The 24,307-nt window shown below is 60.0% G+C and carries 18 protein-coding genes; 10 read left to right on the top strand and 8 right to left on the bottom strand.

All coding sequences use genetic code 11. The features are described 5' to 3' along the window. Positions 1–5: 5 nt before the first annotated feature. From pcaD to ACRZ9X_RS07830, 6 genes are all read left to right on the top strand, one after another. On the top strand, positions 6–794 hold the full coding sequence (gene pcaD / locus ACRZ9X_RS07855) for a 3-oxoadipate enol-lactonase (RefSeq protein ID WP_480517516.1): 789 nt from the start codon (positions 6–8) through the stop codon (positions 792–794). A gap of 12 nt (positions 795–806) precedes the next feature. Then, positions 807–1,520 (top strand): alpha/beta fold hydrolase, encoded by a 714-nt coding sequence (locus tag ACRZ9X_RS07850; RefSeq protein ID WP_480517514.1) that lies wholly within the window; start codon positions 807–809, stop codon positions 1,518–1,520. Between the two features lie 76 nt (positions 1,521–1,596). After that, on the top strand, positions 1,597–2,796 hold the full coding sequence (locus tag ACRZ9X_RS07845) for a TCR/Tet family MFS transporter (RefSeq protein WP_480517512.1): 1,200 nt from the start codon (positions 1,597–1,599) through the stop codon (positions 2,794–2,796). A gap of 81 nt (positions 2,797–2,877) precedes the next feature. Then, positions 2,878–3,972, top strand: a complete 1,095-nt coding sequence (locus tag ACRZ9X_RS07840) for a Zn-dependent alcohol dehydrogenase (protein WP_480517510.1) — start codon at positions 2,878–2,880, stop codon at positions 3,970–3,972. 24 nt (positions 3,973–3,996) lie between these two features. Next, the gene (locus tag ACRZ9X_RS07835; protein WP_480517508.1) at positions 3,997–5,229 is read left to right on the top strand and encodes a mandelate racemase/muconate lactonizing enzyme family protein; all 1,233 of its coding nucleotides are present in this window, start codon (positions 3,997–3,999) and stop codon (positions 5,227–5,229) included. Between the two features lie 112 nt (positions 5,230–5,341). Next, positions 5,342–5,629 (top strand): ArsR/SmtB family transcription factor, encoded by a 288-nt coding sequence (locus ACRZ9X_RS07830; protein WP_480517983.1) that lies wholly within the window; start codon positions 5,342–5,344, stop codon positions 5,627–5,629. On the opposite strand, the gene ACRZ9X_RS07825 is transcribed toward ACRZ9X_RS07830, so the two are convergent. Continuing rightward, positions 5,626–8,667: a cyclic nucleotide-binding domain-containing protein gene (locus ACRZ9X_RS07825; protein WP_480517506.1), complete on the bottom strand. Its 3,042-nt coding sequence runs from the start codon at positions 8,665–8,667 to the stop codon at positions 5,626–5,628. The two genes, ACRZ9X_RS07830 and ACRZ9X_RS07825, sit on opposite strands and share 4 nt — an antisense overlap. A gap of 166 nt (positions 8,668–8,833) precedes the next feature. On the opposite strand from ACRZ9X_RS07825, the gene ACRZ9X_RS07820 reads away from it, so the two are divergent. Beyond that, positions 8,834–9,223 (top strand): DUF3307 domain-containing protein, encoded by a 390-nt coding sequence (locus ACRZ9X_RS07820; RefSeq protein ID WP_480517504.1) that lies wholly within the window; start codon positions 8,834–8,836, stop codon positions 9,221–9,223. A 3-nt stretch (positions 9,224–9,226) separates the two neighbouring features. Here the strand turns inward: ACRZ9X_RS07820 and ACRZ9X_RS07815 are convergent, their stop codons facing one another. Continuing rightward, on the bottom strand, positions 9,227–9,685 hold the full coding sequence (locus ACRZ9X_RS07815; protein ID WP_480517502.1) for an Lrp/AsnC family transcriptional regulator: 459 nt from the start codon (positions 9,683–9,685) through the stop codon (positions 9,227–9,229). Between the two features lie 143 nt (positions 9,686–9,828). Here ACRZ9X_RS07815 and ACRZ9X_RS07810 point away from each other — a divergent pair, with 143 nt between their 5' ends. Continuing rightward, positions 9,829–13,212: an indolepyruvate ferredoxin oxidoreductase family protein gene (locus ACRZ9X_RS07810; RefSeq protein ID WP_480517500.1), complete on the top strand. Its 3,384-nt coding sequence runs from the start codon at positions 9,829–9,831 to the stop codon at positions 13,210–13,212. Here the strand turns inward: ACRZ9X_RS07810 and ACRZ9X_RS07805 are convergent. From ACRZ9X_RS07805 to ACRZ9X_RS07780, 6 genes are all read right to left on the bottom strand, one after another. Further along, positions 13,209–14,513 carry an NAD(P)/FAD-dependent oxidoreductase gene (locus ACRZ9X_RS07805; RefSeq protein ID WP_480517498.1) on the bottom strand — a complete coding sequence of 435 codons (1,305 nt, stop codon included), beginning with the start codon at positions 14,511–14,513 and terminating at the stop codon, positions 13,209–13,211. The two genes, ACRZ9X_RS07810 and ACRZ9X_RS07805, sit on opposite strands and share 4 nt — an antisense overlap. Beyond that, on the bottom strand, positions 14,500–15,183 hold the full coding sequence (locus ACRZ9X_RS07800; RefSeq protein ID WP_480517496.1) for a TetR/AcrR family transcriptional regulator: 684 nt from the start codon (positions 15,181–15,183) through the stop codon (positions 14,500–14,502). The genes ACRZ9X_RS07805 and ACRZ9X_RS07800 overlap by 14 nt, the downstream gene beginning before the upstream one ends. Further along, a complete protein-coding gene (locus ACRZ9X_RS07795; RefSeq protein ID WP_480517981.1) occupies positions 15,184–16,725 on the bottom strand; it encodes a trimethylamine methyltransferase family protein in 1,542 nt (513 codons plus the stop codon). Between the two features lie 2 nt (positions 16,726–16,727). Further along, positions 16,728–19,130, bottom strand: a complete 2,403-nt coding sequence (locus ACRZ9X_RS07790; RefSeq protein ID WP_480517494.1) for a GcvT family protein — start codon at positions 19,128–19,130, stop codon at positions 16,728–16,730. 97 nt (positions 19,131–19,227) lie between these two features. After that, positions 19,228–19,857 carry a glutathione S-transferase family protein gene (locus ACRZ9X_RS07785; protein WP_480517492.1) on the bottom strand — a complete coding sequence of 210 codons (630 nt, stop codon included), beginning with the start codon at positions 19,855–19,857 and terminating at the stop codon, positions 19,228–19,230. A 22-nt stretch (positions 19,858–19,879) separates the two neighbouring features. Continuing rightward, the gene (locus ACRZ9X_RS07780) at positions 19,880–20,407 is read right to left on the bottom strand and encodes a class I SAM-dependent methyltransferase (protein ID WP_480517490.1); all 528 of its coding nucleotides are present in this window, start codon (positions 20,405–20,407) and stop codon (positions 19,880–19,882) included. 208 nt (positions 20,408–20,615) lie between these two features. On the opposite strand from ACRZ9X_RS07780, the gene ACRZ9X_RS07775 reads away from it, so the two are divergent. Both ACRZ9X_RS07775 and ACRZ9X_RS07770 read left to right on the top strand, forming a co-directional pair. After that, positions 20,616–22,388 carry an ABC transporter ATP-binding protein gene (locus ACRZ9X_RS07775; protein ID WP_480517489.1) on the top strand — a complete coding sequence of 591 codons (1,773 nt, stop codon included), beginning with the start codon at positions 20,616–20,618 and terminating at the stop codon, positions 22,386–22,388. Beyond that, positions 22,381–24,294 (top strand): ABC transporter substrate-binding protein, encoded by a 1,914-nt coding sequence (locus ACRZ9X_RS07770; RefSeq protein ID WP_480517487.1) that lies wholly within the window; start codon positions 22,381–22,383, stop codon positions 24,292–24,294. Before ACRZ9X_RS07775 ends, ACRZ9X_RS07770 begins: the two co-directional genes overlap by 8 nt. Positions 24,295–24,307: the final 13 nt, after the last annotated feature.

Genomic DNA, 24,307 nt, shown 5'->3' with positions numbered 1-24,307 from the left:
ATGCCATGCATATCGCCGACCTTGGTGACGTAAAGCTGCACTACCGGATCGATGGCGACCCGGCTGGGGTGCCTTTGGTCTTTGCCAACTCGCTTGGAACCGATCTGCGCCTGTGGGATCAGGTGCTGCCGCATCTGCCCGGCGGACTACGCATCATAAGATATGACAAGCGCGGTCACGGGTTGTCCTCGGAACCGGCTGGGCGGTATTCCATGGGGGCTTTGGTGCGCGATGCCGAACGTCTCCTTGATTATCTTGAAGTCCGAGATTGCGTGTTTGTCGGGTTGTCCATTGGCGGCATGATCGCGCAAGGGCTGGCCGTGAAACGGATGGACCAGATTCGCGCTTTGGTGTTGTCAAACACGGCGGCCAAGATCGGCACCCCGGCAATGTGGCAAGACCGCATGACCGCCATCGAACAAGGCGGGATCGAGGCGCTGGCCGATGCGACCATGGAGCGGTGGTTCTCAAAGTCTTTCCGAGACACGCCAGAGCTGCAGCTGTGGCGCAACATGATGGCCCGGCAACCGACCCAGGGGTATCTGGGGTGCTGCGCCGCTATATCCGGCACCGATTTCTATACGCCGACCAGCGGGTTGCGGCTGCCGACGCTTGGGATCGCAGGCAGCGAAGATGGTTCAACCCCGCCCGATCTTGTGCGCGAAACCGTCGATCTGATCGCTGGCTCACGCTTTGCCCTGATGCGACGCGCCGGACACTTGCCTTGTGTTGAGCACCCGAAAGAGTACGCCGGGTTGCTGTCGGGGTTTCTGGCCGACATCGGGCATATCTAAAGGAGACGCATGATGGCAGATTTCCTTTTGGTTCACGGATCGTGTCACGGCGCGTGGTGCTGGCGCGACCTGATCCCCGAACTGACGGCGCTGGGGCATTCCGCGCGCGCCATTGATCTGCCCAGCCACGGCTCGGACCCGACGCCGATCGCGGATGTCACACTGGATCTGTGTCGGGACAAAATCCTGTGTGCATGTGACGCCAACACCATCGTTGTGGGGCATTCCTGGGGCGGCTATCCAATCAGCGCCGCAGCCGAGGCCGCGCCGGATGCGATCAAAGGGCTGGTCTACCTGTGCGCCTATGTCCCGCAGGATGGTCTGTCGATGATCCAAATGCGCAAACGCGCGCCCCGGCAGCTGATCGGCGATGCGGTCGAGAAATCGGCTGACGGCCTGTCCTATTTCGTCCTGCCAGACCGGATTCAGGGGCTGTTCTATCACGATTGCGATGCAGATATTCTGGCCTATGCGCTTGCCCGGTTAAGCCCGCAGGCCATCGCGCCGCAGGACACGCCGCTGCCGACCGGGCCATGCTTTGAACGTGTGCCAAAGGCCTATATCCGCACCCTTGACGACCGCACCATCCCAACGGAATACCAGGCCGAGATGAGCCGTCACGCCGCGCCGGACCTGCGCCTGACCATCGACAGCTCGCATTCTCCGTTCTTCTCGCACCCGCGAACCCTGGCCCGGATGCTGGAGCGCATTGCAGACGCATTCTGACCCGACACCGACGTCACCTCTTTCCTCAAGGCCGGGGCAAAGCTAGTGTCGCCGGGGATTTTGGACCCGAGGTTTCATGCGCCTGCCCTTTCTGTTCGTACTCGGCATCGTGATGATCGACGCGATGGGCATCGGCTTGGTCCTGCCCATCATGCCGCAATTGATTGTCGAGGTTCAGGGCGGTTCCCTGGCCAATGCCGCCATTTGGGGCGGGGTACTCAGCACCGCGTTTGCCGCAATGCAATTCCTGTTCGGGCCGGTTCTGGGCAATCTGTCGGACGCCTATGGCCGCCGGACCGTAGTGCTGGTCTCGCTTTTTGTAATGGCGCTGGACTATGTGGTGATGGCCGTGGCAGGCAGCATCTGGCTGTTGCTGGCCGGGCGCATTGTCGGCGGGATCACCGCCGCCACCCATTCGACAGCCTCGGCCTTCATGGCGGATGTATCCAGACCCGAGGACAAGGCCGCCAATTTCGGATTGCTGGGCGCGGCCTTCGGGCTTGGCTTTGTTCTGGGGCCACTTCTGGGCGGCCTGCTCAGCGAATTTGGGACCCGCGCGCCGTTCTGGGCAGCGGCAGGGCTGTCCGGCTTCAGTTTTCTAGTCGGGCTGTGGGTGATGCCGGAAACCGTCACGGACAAGACCCGCCGGGCGTTCAACTGGCAGAGGGCCAACCCGGCCGGCTCGCTTAAGGCCATCGCTGCCCTGCCGGGCATTCGACCGTTGTTGTGGGTTTATTTCCTCTATTCCATCTCGATTTATGTCTACCCGGCCATCTGGTCCTATTTCACCCTGGAACGGTTCGGTTGGTCGCCGCAGATGATCGGCCTGTCACTGGCCGTATACGGGATTGGGATGGCGGCTGTGCAAGGCGGCCTGATCCGCCCGGCGACGCGGTATCTGGGTGAAAGGGTCACGATCATCTGGGGCATGGTGTTCGAGATCGTCAGCTTCGTTTTGCTGGCGTTTCTGACCAACGGGTTCATCGCCCTGATGCTGATCCCGATCACCGCATTCGGGGCGGTGGTTTCACCCGCGTTGCAAGCGTTGATGTCCAGGGCCACACCCGATTCACAACAGGGCGAGTTGCAAGGCGTACTGACCGCGCTGCATGCGCTTTCGATGATCCTGTCCCCTCTGATCATGACCAGCGTCTTTGCCTATTTTGTCGGGCAGAACGCCCCTGTCTATCTGCCCGGTGCGCCTTTCCTGCTGGCTTTGGCCCTGATGGCGGGCGGGTTCGTGCTTTTTGTGCGACCGCGCGCCGCTCTGGTCTGAGAGCGACCTTATTCTGGCGGATTTTGCCTTGAATGCATGCGCCCAAGCCGTCACCGTGGTCAAAAAGGAACGGGGAAAGACATGCAATCCATCAAAGCGGCCGTGTGCCGGGAGTTTGGCGCACCTTTGGTGATCGAGGACATCTTGATTGCACCGCCCGGGATGGGCGAGGTCGAGGTTTCGCTGGACGCGGTGGCGATCTGTCATTCCGATATTTCCTTCGCCAGCGGCGCCTGGGGCGGGTTCCTGCCCGCAGTCTACGGCCACGAGGCCGCAGGGGTCATCACCGCCGTGGGTGATGGGGCAGGAGCGTTTCAGGTTGGCGAGTCGGTGGTGGTCACGCTGATCCGCGCCTGCGGCTCCTGCCCATCTTGCGCGGGTGGAAAACCGACCATTTGCGAAACACCTTATGACACGGTCAAAGGCCCTCTTCGGACAGGCGATGGCGGACCTCTGGATCAGGCGATGGCTTGCGGTGCATTTGCAGAAAAGGTGGTGGTTGATCACCGGCAGATCGTAAAAATCCCGGACGCCATGCCAAAGGATGTGGCCAGCCTGTTGTCCTGCGGGGTCATTACCGGCGTCGGCGCGGCGGTGAATGCTGCGGGCCTGCGCGCTGGTCAGGATGTGGTTGTCATCGGTGCCGGAGGGGTTGGCCTGAACGCAATTCAAGGCGCGCGCATTGCCGGGGCCCGGCGTATTGTGGCGGTCGACATGACCGATGACAAGCTTGAGGTCGCCAGGGAATTCGGCGCAACCCACGGCGTCCGCGCCGATGCGGGCACGCCCTGGAAAGCCGCTTACAAAGCGCTGGGCGGGCGTGGAGCCGATGCCGTTCTGATCACTGTCGGCGCGATCCCGGCCTATGATCAGGCGCCCCGCTATCTGGGGCGCGGCGGCAAAGCCATCATGATCGGGATGCCGCATTCCGGTGACATGTCCAGCTACGAGCCGGTCGTTCTGGCGGCGCTGGGTCAGGGGCTGATCGGTTCGAAAATGGGCGATGTCGTCATTCAGCGCGACATCCCATGGATGATAGACCTGTATGATCAGGGGCGCCTGAAACTGGACGAGCTGATCTCGGGGCGCTGGACCCTGTCGCAGATCAACGAGGCGATTGCGGATACCAGAACCGGATCAGCCCGGCGAAATGTCATCGTCTTCGACAAAAACTAGGACCATCTGACGCGAGGGTTTGAGATGAAGCTGCAGGATCTCGATATCATCGTCACCGCGCCGCCTGCGCCCGGCTGGGGTGGGCGCTATTGGATACTGGTCAAAGTCACAACGGATACCGGCATTACGGGATGGGGCGAATGTTATGCCTCGTCCGTAGGTCCCGAGGCCATGCGCCATGTGATCCGCGATGTATTCGAACGGCATATGCAGGGCGAGACCCCCGAGAATATCGAGCTGATGTTTCGCCGCGCTTATTCCAGCGGATTCACCCAGCGCCCGGACCTGACCGTCATGGGTGCGTTTTCCGGGCTGGAGATCGCCTGCTGGGACATTCTGGGAAAGGACCGGGACCGGCCGGTCTATGCTTTGTTGGGTGGGCTGATGAATGACCGCATTCGCGCCTATACTTACCTTTACCCGCTTCCCCAGCACAATTTGACCGATTTCTGGACCGCCCCGGATCAGGCAGCCGAATGCGCGGCGGAAATGGTCAGGCGGGGCTATACGGCGGTCAAGTTCGACCCGGCAGGGCCTTATACGATCCGGGGCGGTCATATGCCCGCGATGTCCGACATCTCGCTGTCTGTGGCGTTTTGCAAAGCCATCCGCGAGGCTGTGGGCGACAAGGCCGATCTGCTGTTTGGCACTCATGGCCAGTTCAACACCGCCGGAGCCATCCGGCTGGGTCAGGCCTTGGAGCCATACTCTCCGCTCTGGTTCGAGGAGCCCACTCCTCCGGACATGATCGAAGACATGGTCCGCGTCGCCCGCAATGTGCGCATTCCCGTCGCCACCGGAGAGCGGATGACGACCAAGGCCGAGTTCGGCGCCGTTCTGCGCGCCGGTGCAGCCGAGATTCTGCAGCCGGCGCTGGGGCGTGCCGGGGGCATCTGGGAAATGAAGAAGGTCGCCGCCATAGCCGAGGTGTTCAACGCCCAAATGGCACCGCATCTGTATGCCGGCCCCATTGAATGGGCCGCCAATGTCCAGTTGGCAGCCTCGATCCCGAACCTGTTGCTGCTCGAAACGATTGAGACACCGTTTCACGATCAGCTGATCACAGGCAGCCTGAAGGTGAAAGACGGGTTTGTGCACCCTCCCACATCCCCCGGTCTGGGCATCGACGTGGACGAAGCATTGGCACGGGCGCATCCCTATACAGGCGGTGGTCTGCATTTACAGATGCAGGAAGCCCCATGTGACTATGCCGCTGGCAACGCATTTCAAGGCGGCGCACCGGCCACCGAGGGGTGACAAACCCAGCGGAATTGGGGCATATTGTTACAACTTCAAGTTTCGAAACGGATCGATCGTGACCCTGAAAGACATCGACCTCCCCCCGGCGCAGGCGGATGGCCCTGCCGACATGAAGGAAAGCGCCGAAAAGGCAGCCGCTTTCCTGAAAACGCTGGCCCATGAAGGCCGGTTGATGATCCTGTGTCATCTGGGCGAGGGTGAAAAATCGGTGGGAGAGCTTGAGGACCTGTTGCAGATGCGGCAGGCCGCCGTCAGCCAGATGCTTGCGCGGTTGCGCGCCGAAAATCTGGTATCGACCCGGCGCGACGGGAAAACCGTGTATTATTCCTTGCACGACGGCAACACGGCTCAGGTGATCGAACTCCTTTATAAGCTGTTCTGCAAGCCTGCCGACTAGTTTGAAACGTATCCGGCGATAACCTGCAGCAGTTTGAACGCGGTGGCCGCATCGTTTTCGACGACAGCCAGAAACTCTTCTTCACCGATGCGCAGACAGGACAGATCGGATTCGGCGATCATGCTGAGCGCGCGCGGCTCTTTCCGGATCAACCCCAGTTCACCGACCAGAGCACCCGGGCCAACCGTGGCGATCAACTGATCCGGGTTGTCTGACTGTGGCAGGTACAGGCCCGCTTCGCCTTTCAGAACCACATAGGCTCCATCCGTGGGTTGGTCATCCTTCAAAAACACGATCTCGCCCGGTTTGGCGTTGAACCAGCGCGCACCAAAAGCCAGAAGGCGCAACTGCCTGCGGTCCAGTCCCGAAAACAGAGGCGTCTGTTCCAGCGCCCGCAGTTTACGTGCCAGATCGGCCGATGCGGCACTGTCTTCCTCGACCTCGGTCGGTCCTTCGTCCGACACGACCCGGCCCTGCCGAATTTCAACATACATGTCGAACACGTCGGGGTTTTCAAATTGGTCATGCAGGTAGATCACGGTGGTTTCGGGCAACAACGCGCGCAGGTTTTTGTAGACCGAGACCTGCGTTTCCATGTCATAGCTGGCCAACGCGCTGTCTAGGATCAGGATATCGGGCTTTTTGATTGTGGCGCGCGTGAACGAAAGCGGCTCGGCAAAGACCGCTGGCAGGTTCTGCCCGCCCAGCGCCACGGGAATATCGTAGATCAACTCCACAACCGATGGGCGCGCGCCGCTTTCTGCCAGGACATCGACAATCAGTTTGCGCGCCTCGTCCGACCGCGCTCCGCCCATCTGACTGACCTTGCCGAACAATGCGTTTTCCATCACCGTCAGACCCGGTGCAAATTTCTCGGCATCCAGCGGGACAAAGACGTCGTGCAATGTCTCAAGCAGTTTGTGCGAATGGCTGTGGCGCAACTCCAGAATGCGGCTTTTCAATTCATTCGTGAAGGCCGGGCCGATCTGTTCGGCCGAGATCACAACCGGAACCGCCAGCAACGTGGCCAGTTGTTCGTCGTCCAGCCCTGCCACCCCTTCGTTTCGCGTGCGCTCCAGAAGCTCGATTGCGGCCTCATAGGTATGCGCTTCAAGGCCCAGTTTTCGGAACAGGGGATGATCGGTGCCGTCCAGACCAAAGATCTGACGCAGCATCTCGATCACGTCGCGGGTCAAACCAACCAAGACCTCATCCAGACCCAGATCACGCAACTGTCCCAGAAACACAGTTTGGCGGGCCAGCAATTCCTGCGTGACCGGAACTTTGGGCGTGGCGAACAAAAGGTTCTCTGCCACGGGCAAAGCGGCATTATAGGCGTCGCGATCAAAGATCAGCGCCTGCTCTTCAAACCCGGCCTCACGCACGGCTTTCTGAACCTGAGGGCGCAGGTCGACCAGCATCGTCGCCAGCGTCGCGTGTCTGACCGGATCAAAAATCTGCTCGGCCCCACGGTTGAACAGCGCAACACCAGAACCCATCCCGTCAATCAGTTGCAGCCACCAGTCCCGTAACGCCTGCGCGTCCCTGACACCTGCACGCGATGGATCCAGCCAATCCACCGTGAACGGATCGGCACTATTGCCCGCGCGCAGGGTTTCGCCAAAACCCGGATCATCCGTCACCTCAGACAGCGGCTTGAACCGTATTGGCATCATAACATTCTCGCCCAGCGTGCCCTGAAACATCACCGGTCGCGACGAGGCATAGCCGATCTTGGCCGCGATGACGCTTTGATGCAGCGACGTGATATCCTTGCCGCCCACATCCAGCCGCCCCGAGCTGGGCAGGATTTCCCGCGTCAACAAATTGGATATGGCCCGGCGGTCCTCTTCGCTGGGCGCCGCGATACCAATGGTCTTGCCGCCGGGGAACACCAGATCAAGGTCGTCGAGAACCTGATTGCCATCCATATCCCGCACTGACACATGGTTCAGTGCGATGTCCCCGTTCAGCCGCGGCGTTTCCAGCGGCTCGCCTTCAAACAGGCCCTCGTCCTGCATGCCCGCCGGATCAAAGCGTTCGATGACCACGTCCCAGCGCAGCGACATATCCTGGGTCTGGTTGTAATAGGCCAACAGCTCTTTCCACGGCGAGCTCAGATCCTTGTACGCGGCCAGCGCCGCCACCAGCGCCCCCAACGAGACCGAACCCTGCAACACCAGAATCCCGCCCACGAGATAAAACATGAACGGCGTCAGCTGCGAGATGAAGTTGTTGATGAACTTCATGAAGAACTTCTTCTGGTAGATCTCAAAGCGAATGCCGAACAACCGCCCCAGTTGATCCGAGATCATCGCCCGCCGATACCGCCAGCCGCCATTGGCCCGCAAGGTTGCGGCACCGGCGGCGTTCTCGCCGATCTGCGCCGCCAGAACCCGTACTTCCTGAATGCGGCGCTTGTTCAACAGGTTGATCTGGCGTTGCAGCCGCGGGATCAGCCAGGCTTGCAACGGGATCAGCGCGACGGCGGCCAGACCGAACCAGACGCTTTGCAGAAACAGAAACGACAGGATGGTGATCATCTGCCCCGCCTGCAGCACCGGCTGACTGATCGCATCCCCCATCAAGCCGCCCATCGGCTCGCTCTCTGCGGTGATCATCGACACCAGTTCGCCCTGACTGACACGCTCAAAATACGGCTGAGGGAAACGCAGGGCACGACTGATCAGCTGATAGCGGAACCGGCGCAGCATCCGTTCGCTCAACACGCCCTTCATCGTGTTGATCCGCATCTTCATCAGCCCATGCGCCAGAACGGCGAGCAGGAAGGCCAGGCACAGGATCACCAGAAAGGTCGTCTGCTGCAGGCTGTATCCCCAGACCTCGACAATTTGCGAGGTCGCACCGATGGCGTCGTTGATAATCCGCTTGGGCAGTTCCAGAGTCAGGTACAGCAACGGGAACAGGGTTGAGGTCACGGCCAGCAGGATCAGCTGATCGCGTTTGGAGTGTTTCCAGATAAACCGAAAAATCGTGCGTTCTATGAAACCCGCCCCTGCCGTTGGTTTGCCATTCAAATCATTGATTTCAGTCTGAATGCAACGTCCTGAATTTACCGCAATCGTATCAGGGGACGCAAATGAATAAAAATCCCGACAAATTCCCCTTATGTGAACTAGTTCATTTGCGCAGAGTTGAATTACCGCTTAGTCTGCAACGCGGGACGATATCGGGAGGGTTAATTTGCCTGCCACTTTTGGCGCTGTGTTGCTGTTGCTCTGCTTGCTGCAGATCAAACACATGTTTGCCGACTATTACTTGCAGACGCCCAAAATGCTGTCGGGGCGTGGCAACTATTTCCATTTTGGACGCGCGCAACATGCAGCCGTACATGTTGTGGGCTCGGTCATCATTTTTGCCCTGTTTCAGGCCCCACCCGCGTTTATCCTGATTATCGCCGCCCTCGAATGGATCGTGCATTTCCATATCGACTTTTTCAAAGCCAGCTATTCCGACAAAAAACAGCTGCAACCCAATCAGGCGGCATTCTGGCGGGCCGCAGGGCTAGATCAGTGCATGCACAACCTGACCTACATCGCGATGGCCTGGGCCTGGGTGCAGTTCGCGACCTGATTGTCAGGGCGTGATCGGTTTGTTGCGCTTTATGGTGCGCAAGACCACATTGGTCTGGGCACTGGCAACGGCTGGCAAGCGAAACAGGAAGTCTTCGAGAAACACATTGTAAGCAGCCAGATCCCGGCACAGGACACGCAGGTGATAGTCGGCCTGACCGGTGGTTGCGTAACACTCCTGCACTTCGGGGCTGATTTCCACGGCACGAATGAAATCGACGATCTTTTCAGGATCGTGCCGGGTCAGATGCACATGAACAATCGCTTCGAAAGTCAGGCCCAGCGCCGAGGCATTAACCACCGCCCCGTAACGTTCGATCAGGCCCGCCTCTTCAAACGCGCGCACCCGCCGCCACAGGGCCGAGGTGGACATGCCCACCGCATCCGCAAGCTCGGCATTTGACATCCTGCTGTCACTTTGCAGGGAAATGAGGATTCGGCGGTCTTTGTCATCCATTTGCATAGTTTTGGTTAAATAGATCATCTTGGCCGTAATAGTCGATTTATTTTTTCGGAATTATAGCTATCTTACAGGATATTCGGCACCAAATTTCGGCAATCTTGGACTAGTGTTCCGATCAGCTAACAGCCTGACGGACCCGCGCCATGAGCAGCCAAGACCCGACCCTCCGCATATACCAACTCTCCGACCGTTACGATCTGACCCAAGGCCGGGTCTTTCTGACCGGCACGCAGGCACTTGCCCGGATCATGATGGATCAAGCCCGGCGGGATCGTGACGCTGGTTTGAACACGGCGGGGTTTGTCTCGGGCTATCGCGGCTCACCGCTGGGCGGGTTGGACCTTGAACTGTGGCGCGCCAAAGAACGGCTGAAAACCGACCGTATCACATTCATGCCAGCCGTGAACGAGGACCTCGGCGCGACGGCAGTTCTGGGCGCGCAACAGGCGACGCTGGACCCGCATTGCGAGGTCGAGGGCATTTTCTCAATGTGGTATGGCAAAGGTCCGGGCGTAGACCGCTCGGGCGATGCGCTGAAACATGGCAATGCCTATGGGTCCGCGCCCAAGGGCGGCGTGTTGGTGGTTGCGGGCGACGACCACGGCTGCGTAAGCTCGTCGATGCCGCATCAGTCAGATGTGGCCTTCATGGCGTGGTTTATGCCAACGCTGAACCCGGCCTCGGTCGAGGAATACTTGGAATTCGGCGAATACGGCTTTGCCCTGTCCCGCTTTTCCGGGACATGGGTCGGGTTCAAAGCGATCAGCGAAACCGTGGAAAGCGCCCGCTCGGTCGACCTGCGCCCGGATCGCAGCTTTACGCTGCCCGAAATCGACATGCCCGAGCGCGGGCTGCATGTGCGCACCGCTGATTTGCCCTCGCCCGAGATCGAGACCCGCATTCAGCACAAGCTGCGCGCCGTGCGGGCCTTTGCCGAAGAAAACCCGATCGACCGCCGCATCTACGATATCGAAAACGCCAAGTTCGGCTTTGTCACCACCGGCAAAGGGCATCTCGACCTAATGGAAGCGCTGCGCCTGCTGGGTCTGGACGAGGCCGCCTGCCGCCGTCTGGGCATCGACATCTACAAGGTCGGCATGGTCTGGCCACTGGCCCGCCGCAACGCGCTGCGCTTTGTGAAAGGCAAGGCCGAGGTGCTGGTGGTCGAGGAAAAGCGCGGCATCATCGAAAGCCAGTTCAAGGAATATTTCTACGACTGGCCTGGCGACAAGCCACACAAGATGGTCGGCAAATACGACAGCCATGGCGAGCCGCTGATCCCCTGGACCGGAGAGCTGAGCCCGCTGATGCTGGCCCCCATCGTCGCCGCGCGTCTGGACACGTTCTTTCCCGAAGAAAACCTGCCCGCCAAGGCCCGCGCCCTAACCGAAACGCCCCCGCCCGTGATCAACGTGCCCGGAGCCGTGCGCACGCCCTATTTCTGCTCGGGCTGCCCGCATAACACCTCAACCAAAGTGCCCGACGGGTCGACCGCAGCGAGCGGGATCGGCTGTCATGTCATGGCTTCGTGGATGGATCGCGAAACCGTGGGCTATGCGCAGATGGGTGGCGAAGGTGTGCCGCAGGTGGTGGCCTCGCAATTCAATGGCGGCAAGCATATCTTCCAGAACCTTGGCGAGGGGACGTGGTACCATTCCGGCTCGCTGGCGATCCGGCAGGCGGTCGCGGCAGGGACGAACATCACCTACAAGATCCTCTACAACGACGCCGTGGCGATGACCGGAGGACAGCCGGTGGATGGCCCTGTCAGCGTGAGCGGCATCGCGCAGACCTGCCGCGCAGAGGGCGTGGACCGGATCGCGCTGGTCTCGGACGATATCACCAAGTTCCGCCGTGGTGATTTCCCCGCCCGCACCACCTTTCACGACCGCGCCGAGATGGATACGCTGCAGCGCGAGTTGCGCGATATCCCCGGTGTCACCGTTCTGATCTATGAACAGACCTGCGCCACCGAAAAGCGCCGCCGCCGCAAGCGCGGCACGCTGGAGGACCCGCAAAAATTCGTCTGGATCAACGATCTGGTCTGTGAGGGCTGCGGCGATTGCTCGGTCGCTTCGAACGGCCTGAGTGTCGAGCCGCGCGAGACCCCTCTGGGCCGGAAGCGCAAGATCAACCTGAGTTCGTGCAACAAGGATTTTTCCTGCCTGAACGGGTTCTGCCCCAGCTTTGTCACGGTTGAAGGCGCAAGCCGCCGCAAGAAAACTGTCGATCTGGACCTTGCCGCCCTTGAGGAGGGTCTGCCAGACCCGGACCTGCCTGCACTGGATACGCCATATGACCTGCTGGTCACGGGTGTGGGCGGCACCGGGGTTGTCACGGTGGGCGCACTGATCACCATGGCCGCACATCTGGAATGCAAAGGGGCCTCGGTTCTGGACTTTACCGGCTTTGCACAGAAATTCGGCACTGTCCTCAGCTATATCCGTCTCGGCACGGCACCCGATGCGCTTAATCAGGTGCGCATTGATCAGGGCGCTGCGGATGCGGTGATCGGCTGTGATGTGGTGGTCAGTTCGGCCCCCAAGGCCTCGGCCCATTATGCGCACGGCACGCAGGTTGTGCTGAACCGGGCCGAAATGCCCACCGGCGATCTGGTGCTGCGCCGCGACGCGCACCTGCGTGTCGATGCGCGCGAACAGGCCATTGCCGATGTGGTTGGCGCGAAAAACCTGTCAGGCCTCGACGCAAACGCAATCGCTGAGGCGACGTTGGGGGATGGGGTCTTCGCCAATGTCATCCTGCTGGGATATGGCTGGCAAAAGGGCCTGGTGCCCGTCTCTCATACTGCGCTGGCGCAGGCCATCCTGCTGAACGGTGTGGCCATCGACAAAAACCGGCTGGCCTTTGCCCTTGGCCGGTGTTTGGCCGCTGATCCAAACCGGATCGACGGGCTGATGCAACCGCCTCAGCCTGAGGAAACGCTGGATCAGAGGATCGCGCGCCGCGTGGCCTTTCTGACCGACTATCAGGACGCAACCTATGCAGAACGCTACGCGCAGCGGATCAGGGCGGTTCGCGATGCCCATCCGGGGGCGTCCGATCCACTGCTCGCCTCGGTCGCGCGCAACCTGTTCCGCTTCATGGCCTACAAGGACGAGTTCGAGGTGGCCCGGCTGCAAACCTCCCCTGATTTTACCGACGAACTGGCGCAGCAATTCGAGGGCGATTTCACAACAACGTACCACTTTGCGCCGCCGATATTCAGCTGGCGCAAGGACGCGCGCGGACGGCCGGTCAAACACACGTTCGGGCCGTGGATGCGCCCTGTCCTGTCCGTCTTGGCCCGCGCGAAAGGTCTGCGCGGCAAGGCGTGGAACCCGTTCGGGTACCATTCCGAGGCCCGCCTGCATCGCGATATTCTGGCATGGTACGATGCGCTGCTTGATCAATTCCTGTCCGATCCCAAAGGCGAGTGGCTAGAAAAGCTGGCAACCGCAGATGAGATCAGAGGGTATGGCCCGGTGCGCGCAGACAGTTTTGCGGCGGCGCGCAAACAGGCGGGTTAGCCCAGAACCGAAAAACTGCTGTCGGTATTGATCGGGCGTTTGCGCGAATAAAACCCCACGTCGATGCTGCGCCCGATATAGGGCAGTTCGAACTGCAATGGCTGCGTGTCGTGATCGGCCCCGCCTTCGACATAGTCGATCAGAGCAGCCATCATCTTGCCCGCAATCGGAGCGTTCTTATACTGGTTCCCGCTGGTCCCGCAGGCCATGTAAAACCCCGGCAGGCTGGATTTGTCGTAGATCGGAATCCAGTCGGTCGAGGCATCGTACAGATCAACCACCCCGCGCGTTTTCGACGGAATCCCAAGCGACGGCACCCGCTGCGCATAGCGCATCGCTTGCGTGGTCCACTGATCGGTAAAGTCGCGATTATAGCTCTTGTCGTTGTCGCACCATTGATGGGGATCGCATTCCGGATCCTCGGACCCGATCAGGATATGATTGCCATGCTCGGGGCGGCAGTAAAGCGCGATGTCGCTATCCGACACGATGGTGCCCTGATTTTCAAAATCGAACCCCTCGGGCGCGGGCACATGCACGACCTCCTGCCGGAGGGGACGCGTTTCGATGGTCATATCGTCCAGTACTCCTGCCATAGCGTTCACGATGGCAGACCCGGGGCCCGCGACATTCACCACGACATTGGCGTGGATCACCTCGCCCGAGGCCAGTTTCACACCGGATACGCGCCCCTCATCCGTCAGAATCTCGACCACCTCGGCCCCTGTGCGCAGCTCTGCACCGTGCTGTTTCGCGGCATCCAACAGGTTCTGCGCCGACAGCGCCGGGTCAGTCACGTACCCCGCTTTGGGCCAGAAAACCGCGCCTTGCATCTGGATGCCGTTGGGCTGGCCGAAATCGGGATCGTCCATGCGCTTGGCCGGGGCGAAACTGTCCAGCGCGTAGATCGGCAAATGCCGCTTGATGTCATCCGCTGACCACTCCTCAAAGGGACAATCCAACTGGGCGCTGTACTTTTTATGTTTGTCCAGAAACCCGTTGGCCTCGGTCTTCATCACTAGACACCCGGTTTCCCGAAACTGCGCCAGATCGTCCCCGTCAGGCAGGCCCAGATATTCAGACCAGTTGCGCCAATAGTGATAGCCCTCCCACGCGAAGGCGGTGCCATCCAGCGTGGAATAGTGCATCCGGATAATGGCGCAGGACCCGGCGGTTGAGCCATGTCCGACCTGAGTGTTCCGGTCCAGCGACAGGGTTTTCCATCCGGCCTTCGCCATTTCGAACGCGATGGCCGCGCCGATTACGCCAGTGCCGATGATGATTGCGTCAGGTTGGCTCATGGTGTCCTCCTTCCCAGAAATGCTGTGCATAGGCACTGAACTCGGTGATTTCCTCGGGGCGTGGTTCGACCCCGGTAAAGACGTATAGATAGTGTGGCACCATCGACAGACGCACCGCCATCGGCTCGTTCAACTGCGCCAGATCATATCCGATCTGCATGTAATACAGCACCCGCGCGCGGGTTTCGGCCTCGGTCTCGTCATAGTCGAAACGGATGAACATCGCGCGCAGGGCGGCCAGACGCCGCGCATCCGACTGATCCAGCATCCGGCGCACCTTGCCCGACCGGCGCGCCCAGTCGCGCACCGCGAAATCCAGCGCGGTATCGAACAGGGCCGTATTCACCACGCATCGCTGAACGTTGCAGACGGCGGCGGTGATGGTTTCGGCTTGTAGCTCGGATTGGGCGATCAACGCGGCGGTATTGGTTGCCTGCCATTTTGCCAGTAAAGCATCCAGCAATTCCTGACGGGACTTGAAATACCAGTAGAAGGACGACCGCGACACCGCCATGCGTTCGGCGAGGTTCATCACCTTGACCTGCTCGACCCCGTCCGAGATCAGCACATCCATCGCCACGTTCAGCCAGTCGTCGCGCGTGACTTTGACGTTACCGACCAGAGGTTCGGCCTTGGGGTCATCGCGGTGCAAAATTGGTTTGGTGTTCATTCAACTCTCCGGCGGCGCGCCGCCCTCTTCCGTGCGTCGGGCGATGAAGCCCTGCATAGCACCGATCCCGTCGCTTTGTTCGGGTGGTTCGAAATTGGCAAGGATATCCTTCCAGACGCCCGTTGCGCGATGATTGGCATCCACCGAACCACGCTCGGTCCAGGTGCCGAAATTGGCATAGTCATGGACGTGGGGTTCATAGAATTCGGTGTTGTAGCGCTCCATCGTCTGGCTGGTGGCAAAGAAATGCCCGCTGGGGTCAACCTCGACCAGCGCGGTGTCGAATCCGATCTCGGACGTCCCCGCCTGCGCACCGGCGCAAAGCTCTGCCACCATGTTCAGCACTTCGGCGTCACAGATCATCTTCTCGAACGACACTGTCAGACCGCCTTCGAGCCAACCCGCCGAGTGGATGATCACCGTCGCCCCGGCCATCAGACAGCCCCACAGGCCGAACTGGTTTTCGTTGGCGGCCTGCACATCGTTGATGTTGGACGCCGATCCCGCTGCCGAGCGCCATGGCAATCCAAGATGCCGGGCCAGTTGGCCCGCCGCCAGAGACGCCTGAAAATGCGACGGCGTCCCAAAGGCGGGTGCGCCAGACTTCATGTCCACGTTGCTGGTGAAGGTCCCATAGCACACGGGCGCGCCGGGGTTGGTCAATTGCGTCAGTGTCAACGCAGCCAACGCCTCGGCATGGGACAATGTGATCGCACCTGCCACCGTGATTGGGGCCATTGCCCCCATTAGCGTAAACGGCGTGATGACCGACATCTGCCCATAGCGGGCGAAATCGATCAACCCCTGCGCCATCGGGATATCCAGCGTGCGCGGGCTGTTGGTGTTGATGATCGTGTAGCTATGCGGGTTGGCACGGAAACCCTCATCACTAAGCCCCCGCGCGATGGACAGCATCTCAAAGCAATCTGTCACCTGCGGCGTCCCGCGCGAAAAGAAGAACGGGAACTTGTCCGTCAACTCCATCTGTGCCTGCGTGGTGAAATAGTGGCGCAGGTTGGTCGGCACGTCCTGCGGCTCGACCTGAGGCGATATCATCTGGAACACATCGAAATGGTGGGTCAGTTTCAGGAACTCCAGATAATCCTGCCCTGTCGCGGGTCGCCGCCCGCGTTCCAGATCGGTCGCATTGGGCGCGCCTGCCCCGGGTTGAAACACCAGACTGCCGAGTTCCAGCGTAAAATCACGTTTCCGATCACCTGCGCGACAGTTGATCGATCTCGGGGCCGACGCCACAGATGCTTCGACGATGTCTCGACCCAGAAAGACCATCTGACTGTCTTCATCGATCTTTGCCCCGGCCTTGGCGAAAATCGCGCGCGCCTCGGGCAGCAAGACCTTGATGCCCAGCTCTTGCAGCATCCGCAGGGCGGTTTCGTGCATGTCGGCGATCTGGTCTGCCGGGAACACCTCCATCTGCGGAAACGGGTTCCGCAACTGGCGGTAATTCACATCGCGACTGGGCTGGAGGACGGCTTCTGCCCCGCGCCCGCGCCGTCGGCGTCGTCCACCCTCAGCTTCCATCATCAGCCCCGCATCGCTTTGCCCTGCGGGTCATAGGGCGACGCGGCAATGATCCGCGCAGGCCGCTCGACCCCCACCACATGCACCGACAGCTCGGTTCCCGGCTCGGCCCTGTCCCGATCCACCAGCGCCATCGCCAGAGATTTGCCGGTGTAGTGCCCATACCCGCCCGAGGTCACAAAACCGACCCGTTCACCGCCTGCCCAGATCGGTTCATACCCGCTGGCATCCGCGTCCAGCGCATCGACCTCAAGCGTCACCTGCACCTGCGCGGGGCCATTTCCGTCGCGTTCGGCCAAAGCCGCCTCTTTGCCGACAAAATCCTTGTCCCAGTCGATCCAGCGGTCCATGCCCGTCATGCCGGGCGTGTAAAGCTGCGTGAACTCCGCCGACCAGATGCCAAAGCTTTTTTCCAGCCGCGTCGATAGCATCGCGTTGAAGCCACACTCGCGGATACCCTCATCCGCCCCGGCCTCAAGCAGCATCCGGCGCAGCTTGATGTGGTCGCCATAGCGGCAGTTGATCTCGTAGCCCTTTTCACCGGTCACCGACATCCGCGCGACGCGGGCGCGGACCAGACCGATATCGAAATCTGCACACCCCATGAATTTCAGGCCACCGAAATCCTGCTCCGCCAGCTTCTCAACCACCGCCTGCGATTTCGGGCCAACAACGGCAAAGCCGCAATATTCCTCGCCCAGATCGCGGACATTGACGCCGTCCATCATGCGATCATCGAACCAGCGCATATGCCAGGCGCGCAGGTAATAGCTGCCCATGATCCACCAGGTGCCGTCGCCCCAGTTCAGCACGGTCAGATCGCCCTTGAGTCGCCCGTTCTCGCCCAGCATCGGGGCGAGTTTCGCCCGACCCGGCGCGGGCAGTTTTGAGGCCATGACCTTGTCCAACCATGCCTCAGCGTTCGGACCCGAGACCTCAAACCGCGAAAAGCCCGAGATATCCATCAGGCCCACGCCTTCGCGGATCACCTTGCATTCCTCGGCCACGATATCATGCGCGTTCGACCGCTTCAGCGTCGGTGTTTCCTCAAACCCGTTCGGCGCAAAATACAGCGGCACTTCGAGATCCCAGCTGACGCCCCATTTGCACCCCGCATCCGTCATCGCGTCATGCGCCGGGGCCATTTTCAGTGGGCGACCTGCGGGCAATTGCTCGTTCGGATAGGTCATCACAAAGCGGCGCGAATAGAACTGCCCCGTGGTTTCACGGATATAGCGCTTGTTCTGTGCGAAATCGCCAAAACGGGCCACGTCCATCGGCCATGCATCGGCCTCGGGCTCACCATGGATCATCCACTCGGCCAGCGTCTTGCCGACGCCGCCGCCCTGCAGGAACCCGGCCATCACCGCACAGGCAGACCAATAGCCCCGCTTGCCCGGCACCGGCCCGACCAGAGGGTTCCCGTCCGGCGCAAAGGTAAACGCGCCGTTCACCCAAGTCTTGATGCCGACATTCTGGATCGACGGATACCGCTCAAAGCCCAGCATCAGTTCATTTTCGATCCGATCAAGCTGTTCCTGAAACAGCTCCTCGCCATAGTTCCATGGCGCGCCATCCATGGCCCAATGTTCGTGCTCGACCTCGTAAATGCCGACCAGAACGCCCTTCTGGTCCTGCCGCATATAAGTGAACCCTTCGAGGTCCACGGTCATTGGCATCTCAAAATCTGCCTGCGCTACCTCGGGCACCGTATCGGTAATCAGATAGTGGTGCTTCAGCGGAGAAACCGGCAGTTCGACCCCCGCCATGCGCCCCACTTGTTTGGCCCAAAGGCCTGCGGCGTTGACCACATGCTCACATGTAATGGTGCCCTTGTCGGTCACGATCTCCCATCCGTCAGCCGTCTGCTTCAGACTTTCGACCTTGGTTTCCTCATAGTATTCCGCGCCGCGTTTCTTAGCGGCTGTCGCATAGGCCTGCACCGTCCCGGTCGTGTCGATATAGCCCTCACGATCCGCCCACATCGCGCCCAGAACGCCATCAGTGGACATGATCGGGCAGCGTTTCTGTGCTTCTTCGGGCGACAGCAACTCGCAATCATCAATGCCGATGGACTGGAAAATGCGATAGTTCGCCTGCAACCATTCCCACCGCTCGGGTGTGCCCGCCAGCGTCAGACCGCCCGTCATGTGCAGACCGATATTCTGGCCCGATTCCTTCTCGATCTCGCTCAGCAAATCGATGGTATAGGCCTGCAACGCCGCCATGTTCGGGTCCGCGTTCAGCGCATGAATACCGCCTGCCGCGTGCCATGACGACCCCGAGGCCAGACGGCGACGTTCCAGCATAACCACATCCGACCAGCCGAACTTGGCAAGATGATACAGAACCGAGGCGCCCACGACGCCGCCCCCGATGACCACAACGCGATACTGAGATTTCATCCTGCGCTCCCATGCATGACTCGCTCAGGACGCTAGTAGCACTGTTCACTTCTGTCTAGACATTTCTGTCCAGTCCTAATGCCGGGCAAAACCGCATCTAAACCTGTGCGCTGGGACGGGCTTTGATCCCGTCGAACCAGGCTTGCGTTGCCCTGTTGCCTTCGGGGATGCGTGTTTTCACCACACGGGCGAAATCGACGAAAACAAAACCGGTGATATCCGCCAGCGAAAAGACGTCGCCCGCCAGATAGGGGGTTTCACTGAGACGGTCTTCCAACAGGTCAAAAAATGCAGCCAAACGGCGCGTACCGCGTTCGACCAACTCAGGGATCTGAGCGTAATTCTGTGGGCCGGGGATGGCGCGGTTTTCGAAAACCGGGTGAGAATTGCGCAGCATATCCGCGATTGGAATACCGCCCTGATGCTCGACAATGGCGTTCCAGGTCAGCACCAACCCTTTTTCATCCGCCGTGCGTCCCATAAGCGGAGGCTCGGGGAACCGCGCTTCAAGATAGGCCGCGATGCCAAGATTCTCGTTCAGTACCGTGCCGTCATCCGTCACCAGCACCGGAAGGGTCAATCGCGGGTTCACTGCGCGAAAGGCATCGCTGAGCTGTTCTCCTTTGGCGATCGAGACGTCCTGCGTTTCGATGTCCAGCCTCTTTTCGGCAATGAACATACGAGCACGTCGCGGGTTTGGTGCGGTTGCGCAATCATAAAACAGCATCTCGATCTCCCTTTGCGCCTGATTAGCGGCGGTAGATGAAACAGCGCCCCTCGACGGCGCCCTCGGGCAGTGCAAGCTCGGTCAGCGTGTCAAAATACATGCGGTCGCTGGACACCATCAACCCACCGGGAGCGAGCAAAGGTTCAATCAGCGGAGAGACAAACCGCGCGAATGCATCGTTCTTTTCGCGGTTATGACCTCCCAGATCTGCGTGGATCAGACTGGCCGTCGCACCGAACCGTTCGACCGAGGCCGGCAAGGTTTCGCGCACGTCCCCCAAGATCACACGGTCCTCGGGCGGTGTGGAATCGGGATGCGACGCCACCGCGCGCTCGAAGACATAGATCGGACGGTCCGAAATATACTGCGCCATGTGGTGATAGGTGCGCCCGTTCCCCAACCCCAGTTCGAACACCGGGCCCGGCTGACCCGAGGTCTGCGCAATGGCATAATCCAGGCAGGCGCGTTGCGACACCATACGGTCGATAAACAGGTCCAGGCGGCTTTGCGTGTCGGGCACCGGGCGTTCTCCTTGGGTTGGGCTTGTCATGTGAATAAAGGTCGATTCCGCCCTTTGATTACAAAAACTCAAGCCTTTGTGTACCCGGTCACGGGCCAGTTTCGTCATTCCGCGACAATTAGCATGAAGAAGGTATTTGACTAGCACGCCCCAACCGCGCGAAACTACGACTAAAAAAATAGATCAGGGAGTTCTCTAAGCCGATGTCCATTTGCGGCCTGCCGGGTGGAATACCCGCATGAGTGCGTTGTTGTCTGTCCGGGACCTCAGCATCGGTTTTGGTGCAGGGCCTGACGTCGTTCAGAACGTCAGTTTCGATGTCGATCCGGGGCAGACACTGGCACTTGTCGGAGAGTCCGGGTCAGGCAAGACAATCTCGTGCCGTGCGGCGCTTCGCATTCTGCCCAGGACCGCCCAGATTCGCAGTGGCAGCGTTACGCTGAATGATGCGCACGGCACCGCCGATCTGACTGAAATCAGCGAACGCCAGATGCGCAGCATTCGGGGCAACCGAGTGTCGATGATCTTTCAGGAGCCGATGCGCTCGTTGTCGCCGCTCCACAAGATCGGCAACCAGGTCAGCGAAGTACTTTGGCTGCATCGTGGCGCGTCCGAAAGTCAGGCGCGCAAGGAAGTCATCCGTCAATTCGAGCGAGTGGGATTCCCGGATCCTGACCGCGCCTACGACAGCTACCCGTTCGAGCTGTCAGGCGGCATGCGGCAGCGGGCAATGATCGCAATGGCAATGGTGGCCAAACCGGAACTGCTGATCGCGGATGAGCCGACAACGGCGCTGGATGTGACCACGCAGGCGCAGGTTCTGGGACTGATCAAAGAGCTGCAGCGCGAAACCGGGATGGCGCTGATTCTGGTGACTCATGATCTGGGCGTGGTGGCCAATATGGCTGAAAAAGTCGTCGTCATGCATAAGGGCCGTGTGATGGAGGCAGGCCCCGCCGCGCCGATTCTGACAGAACCTGCGCACCCCTACACCCAGCAACTGTTCAACGCGGCCCCCGCCATTCCCGATCAGGATGCCGTGGGCATCCCGATGCCCGACGACGACCTGATCCTGCAGCTGAAGAACGTGTCCAAGACGTACTCGATGCGGGCCAGCAAGGGCTGGAAAGCGGATACCAAGATCCATGCCTGCCGTGGCGTGGATATGAAGCTGGCACGCGGCAAGACATTGGCGATCGTAGGCGAAAGCGGGTCGGGAAAGACCACCGCCGCCCGAATCGCACTGGGTGCCGAACTGCCCGATCCCGGCGGCGAAGTTCTGTTCACCGCCGCCACTGAAAGCCAGCCAATAACCGTCAACCAAATGACACGGGCCGAGCGGACAGCGTTTCAGCGCAAGGCGCAGATGGTGTTTCAGGACCCCTACAGTTCTCTCAGCCCGCGCATGCGGATTCAGGATGCGATGACCGAACCGCTGGAAATCCATGGTCTGGGCACCACGGCCGAACAGCGCGACAAGGCCGCCGAAATGCTGCTTCGCGTTGGGCTGAATGATGACATGCTCAAACGCTACCCGCATGCCTTTTCCGGCGGTCAGCGGCAGCGTCTGTCGATTGCCCGCGCCATGATGCTGGACCCCGAGATGATTATCTGCGACGAGCCGACCTCGGCGCTGGATGTCTCGGTGCAGGAACAGATCCTGACCTTGCTGGAAAAGCTGCAGGACAGCCTGAACCTGTCTTATCTGTTCATCTCGCACGATCTGGCCGTTGTGGCCCGGATCGCAGACGAGGTGGCCGTAATGCGACGGGGTCTGGTTGTCGAGCAAGCCCCGCCCGAAACCTTGTTCTACAACCCCCGTCACCCCTACACCAAAGCGTTGATCGCGGCGCAGCCCGAACCGGATATCAATCGCCCGATCAACCTGAAACTGGTTGCATTAGGCGCCGGTTCGCCTGAAAGTTGGGATGACGCCTTTAGATTTTCCGACTCCGTGATACCCTCACTCATAGAGATGGAGCCCGGCCATAAGGTACGTTGCCATGTTTAAGACCACTCGTAATCTGTTGCTTGCCACGTCGATGGCCGCTTTTGGGATGCTGCCCGCTACGGCAGAAATCCCGTCTAACCTGCAGGAAAACGAATTCTGGAAATCCGAAGTCGAAAACGGAAGCCTGCCACCTGTGGCCGAACGGGTGCCTCAGGACCCGTTGATCGTCGATATGGTCGCCAAGGGACGCGCACCGGGAACCCCCGGCGGAACATTGCGCACGATGGTCACCCGGTCGAAAGACATTCGGCAAATGGTGGTCTATGGCTATGCCCGACTGGTCGGCTTTGATTCCGAATACAACATAGTCCCTGATTTGCTCGAATCTTTTGAAAACGAAGGCAGCCGCAAATACACGCTGCGTCTGCGTCAGGGGCATAAATGGTCTGACGGGTCGCCTTTCACCTCCGAAGATTTCCGGTACTGGTGGGAAGACGTGGCCAATCACGAAATGCTCAGCCCCTCCGGGCCGCCCGATTTCCTGATTGTGGAAGGCAAACCGCCCAAAGTGTCTTTCCCCGATGCCACAACAGTGGTGTTCGAATGGGACGAGCCGAACCCGAACTTCCTGCAAAGCCTCGCTCAGGCCAGGCCGCCTTTTATCTACCGGCCATCCGAGTTTCTGAAACAGTTTCACGAAAGCTACGCCAATACAGAAGATCTGGCCTTTCAGGTGGAAGATGCGCGGGTCACCAGTTGGGCCGCGCTGCACAACAAACTGGACAACCTGTACAAGTTCGACAACCACGAATTGCCGACGCTGCAACCCTGGCTGAATGCAAGCTCGGGCAAGAAAATCCGGCACAATTTCGTCCGCAATCCGTACTACCACCGCATTGACTCCAATGGGGTGCAGCTGCCCTATATCGACGTGGTCGAGATGGAGATCGTGGCTCCGGGGCTGGTCGCTGCCAAGACCAATGCGGGTGAAACCGACCTGCAAGGGCGCGGATTGGCGTTTCGCGATGCCTCGATCCTGAAAAAGGGCGAGGCCGAGGGAAATTATAAGACGCTGCTTTGGAAAACCGGCGTCGCTTCGCAGATCGCCATTTACCCGAACCTGAATTTCGAAGACGACGTCTGGCGCGAGGTTCTGCGAGACGTTCGCGTGCGTCGCGCCTTGTCGATGGCGATTGACCGCAAAACCATCAATCAGGCGCTTTATTTCAAACTGGCCCAACCCGGTGCTATGTCGGTCTTGCCTGCCTCGCCGTTCTACAACGAAGAAAACGCGCAAGCCTGGGCTCAATATGATGTCGATGCCGCCAACGCCCTGCTGGACGAAGCGGGTCTGAACGAACGTGACAAGGATGGTATCCGCCTGTTGCCGGACGGACGACCCATGGAACTGATCATCGAAACCGCCGGAGAACGGCAGGAGGTCGAAAACGCGCTGCAAATTGTCACCGACACCTGGCGCGAAATCGGTGTTGATCTGGTGATGCGCCCGCTCGATCGGGACATTCTGCGCAACCGCGTGTTTTCGGGCAATTCGATGGCGTCAGTCTGGTTCGGTTGGGATGACGGTATTCCGCAGAACCACACCTCACCCGCATATCTTGCCCCCACAGATCAGGTCTTTCTCGCCTGGCCCAAATGGGGGCAGTATTACCAAACCGGAGGCGACGCTGGTGAGCCGCCAGACATGCCCGAGGCCGAGCGCCTGATGGCTCTGGCGCATGATTGGGAAATCGCCTCGACCGATGAAGATCGCGCCGCCGCGTGGAACGAGATGCTGAGCATTCATGCCGATCAGCTTTATGCCATTGGCATTCTGAACGGCGCGCCTCAGCCCATTGTCGTGTCGAACCGGCTGCGCAACGTGCCGGAACAGGCCATGTGGGCCTGGGAGCCCGGCGCGCATTTCGGCATTCACCGACCGGATGAATTCTTTTTCGCCGACTGACAGGAGCAGCTAA

The sequence above is a fragment of the Ruegeria sp. AL1 genome, assembly GCF_056540905.1.
The sequence above is the reverse complement of the archived record's forward strand: the minus strand, read 5'-3'. Positions and strand labels throughout refer to the sequence as shown.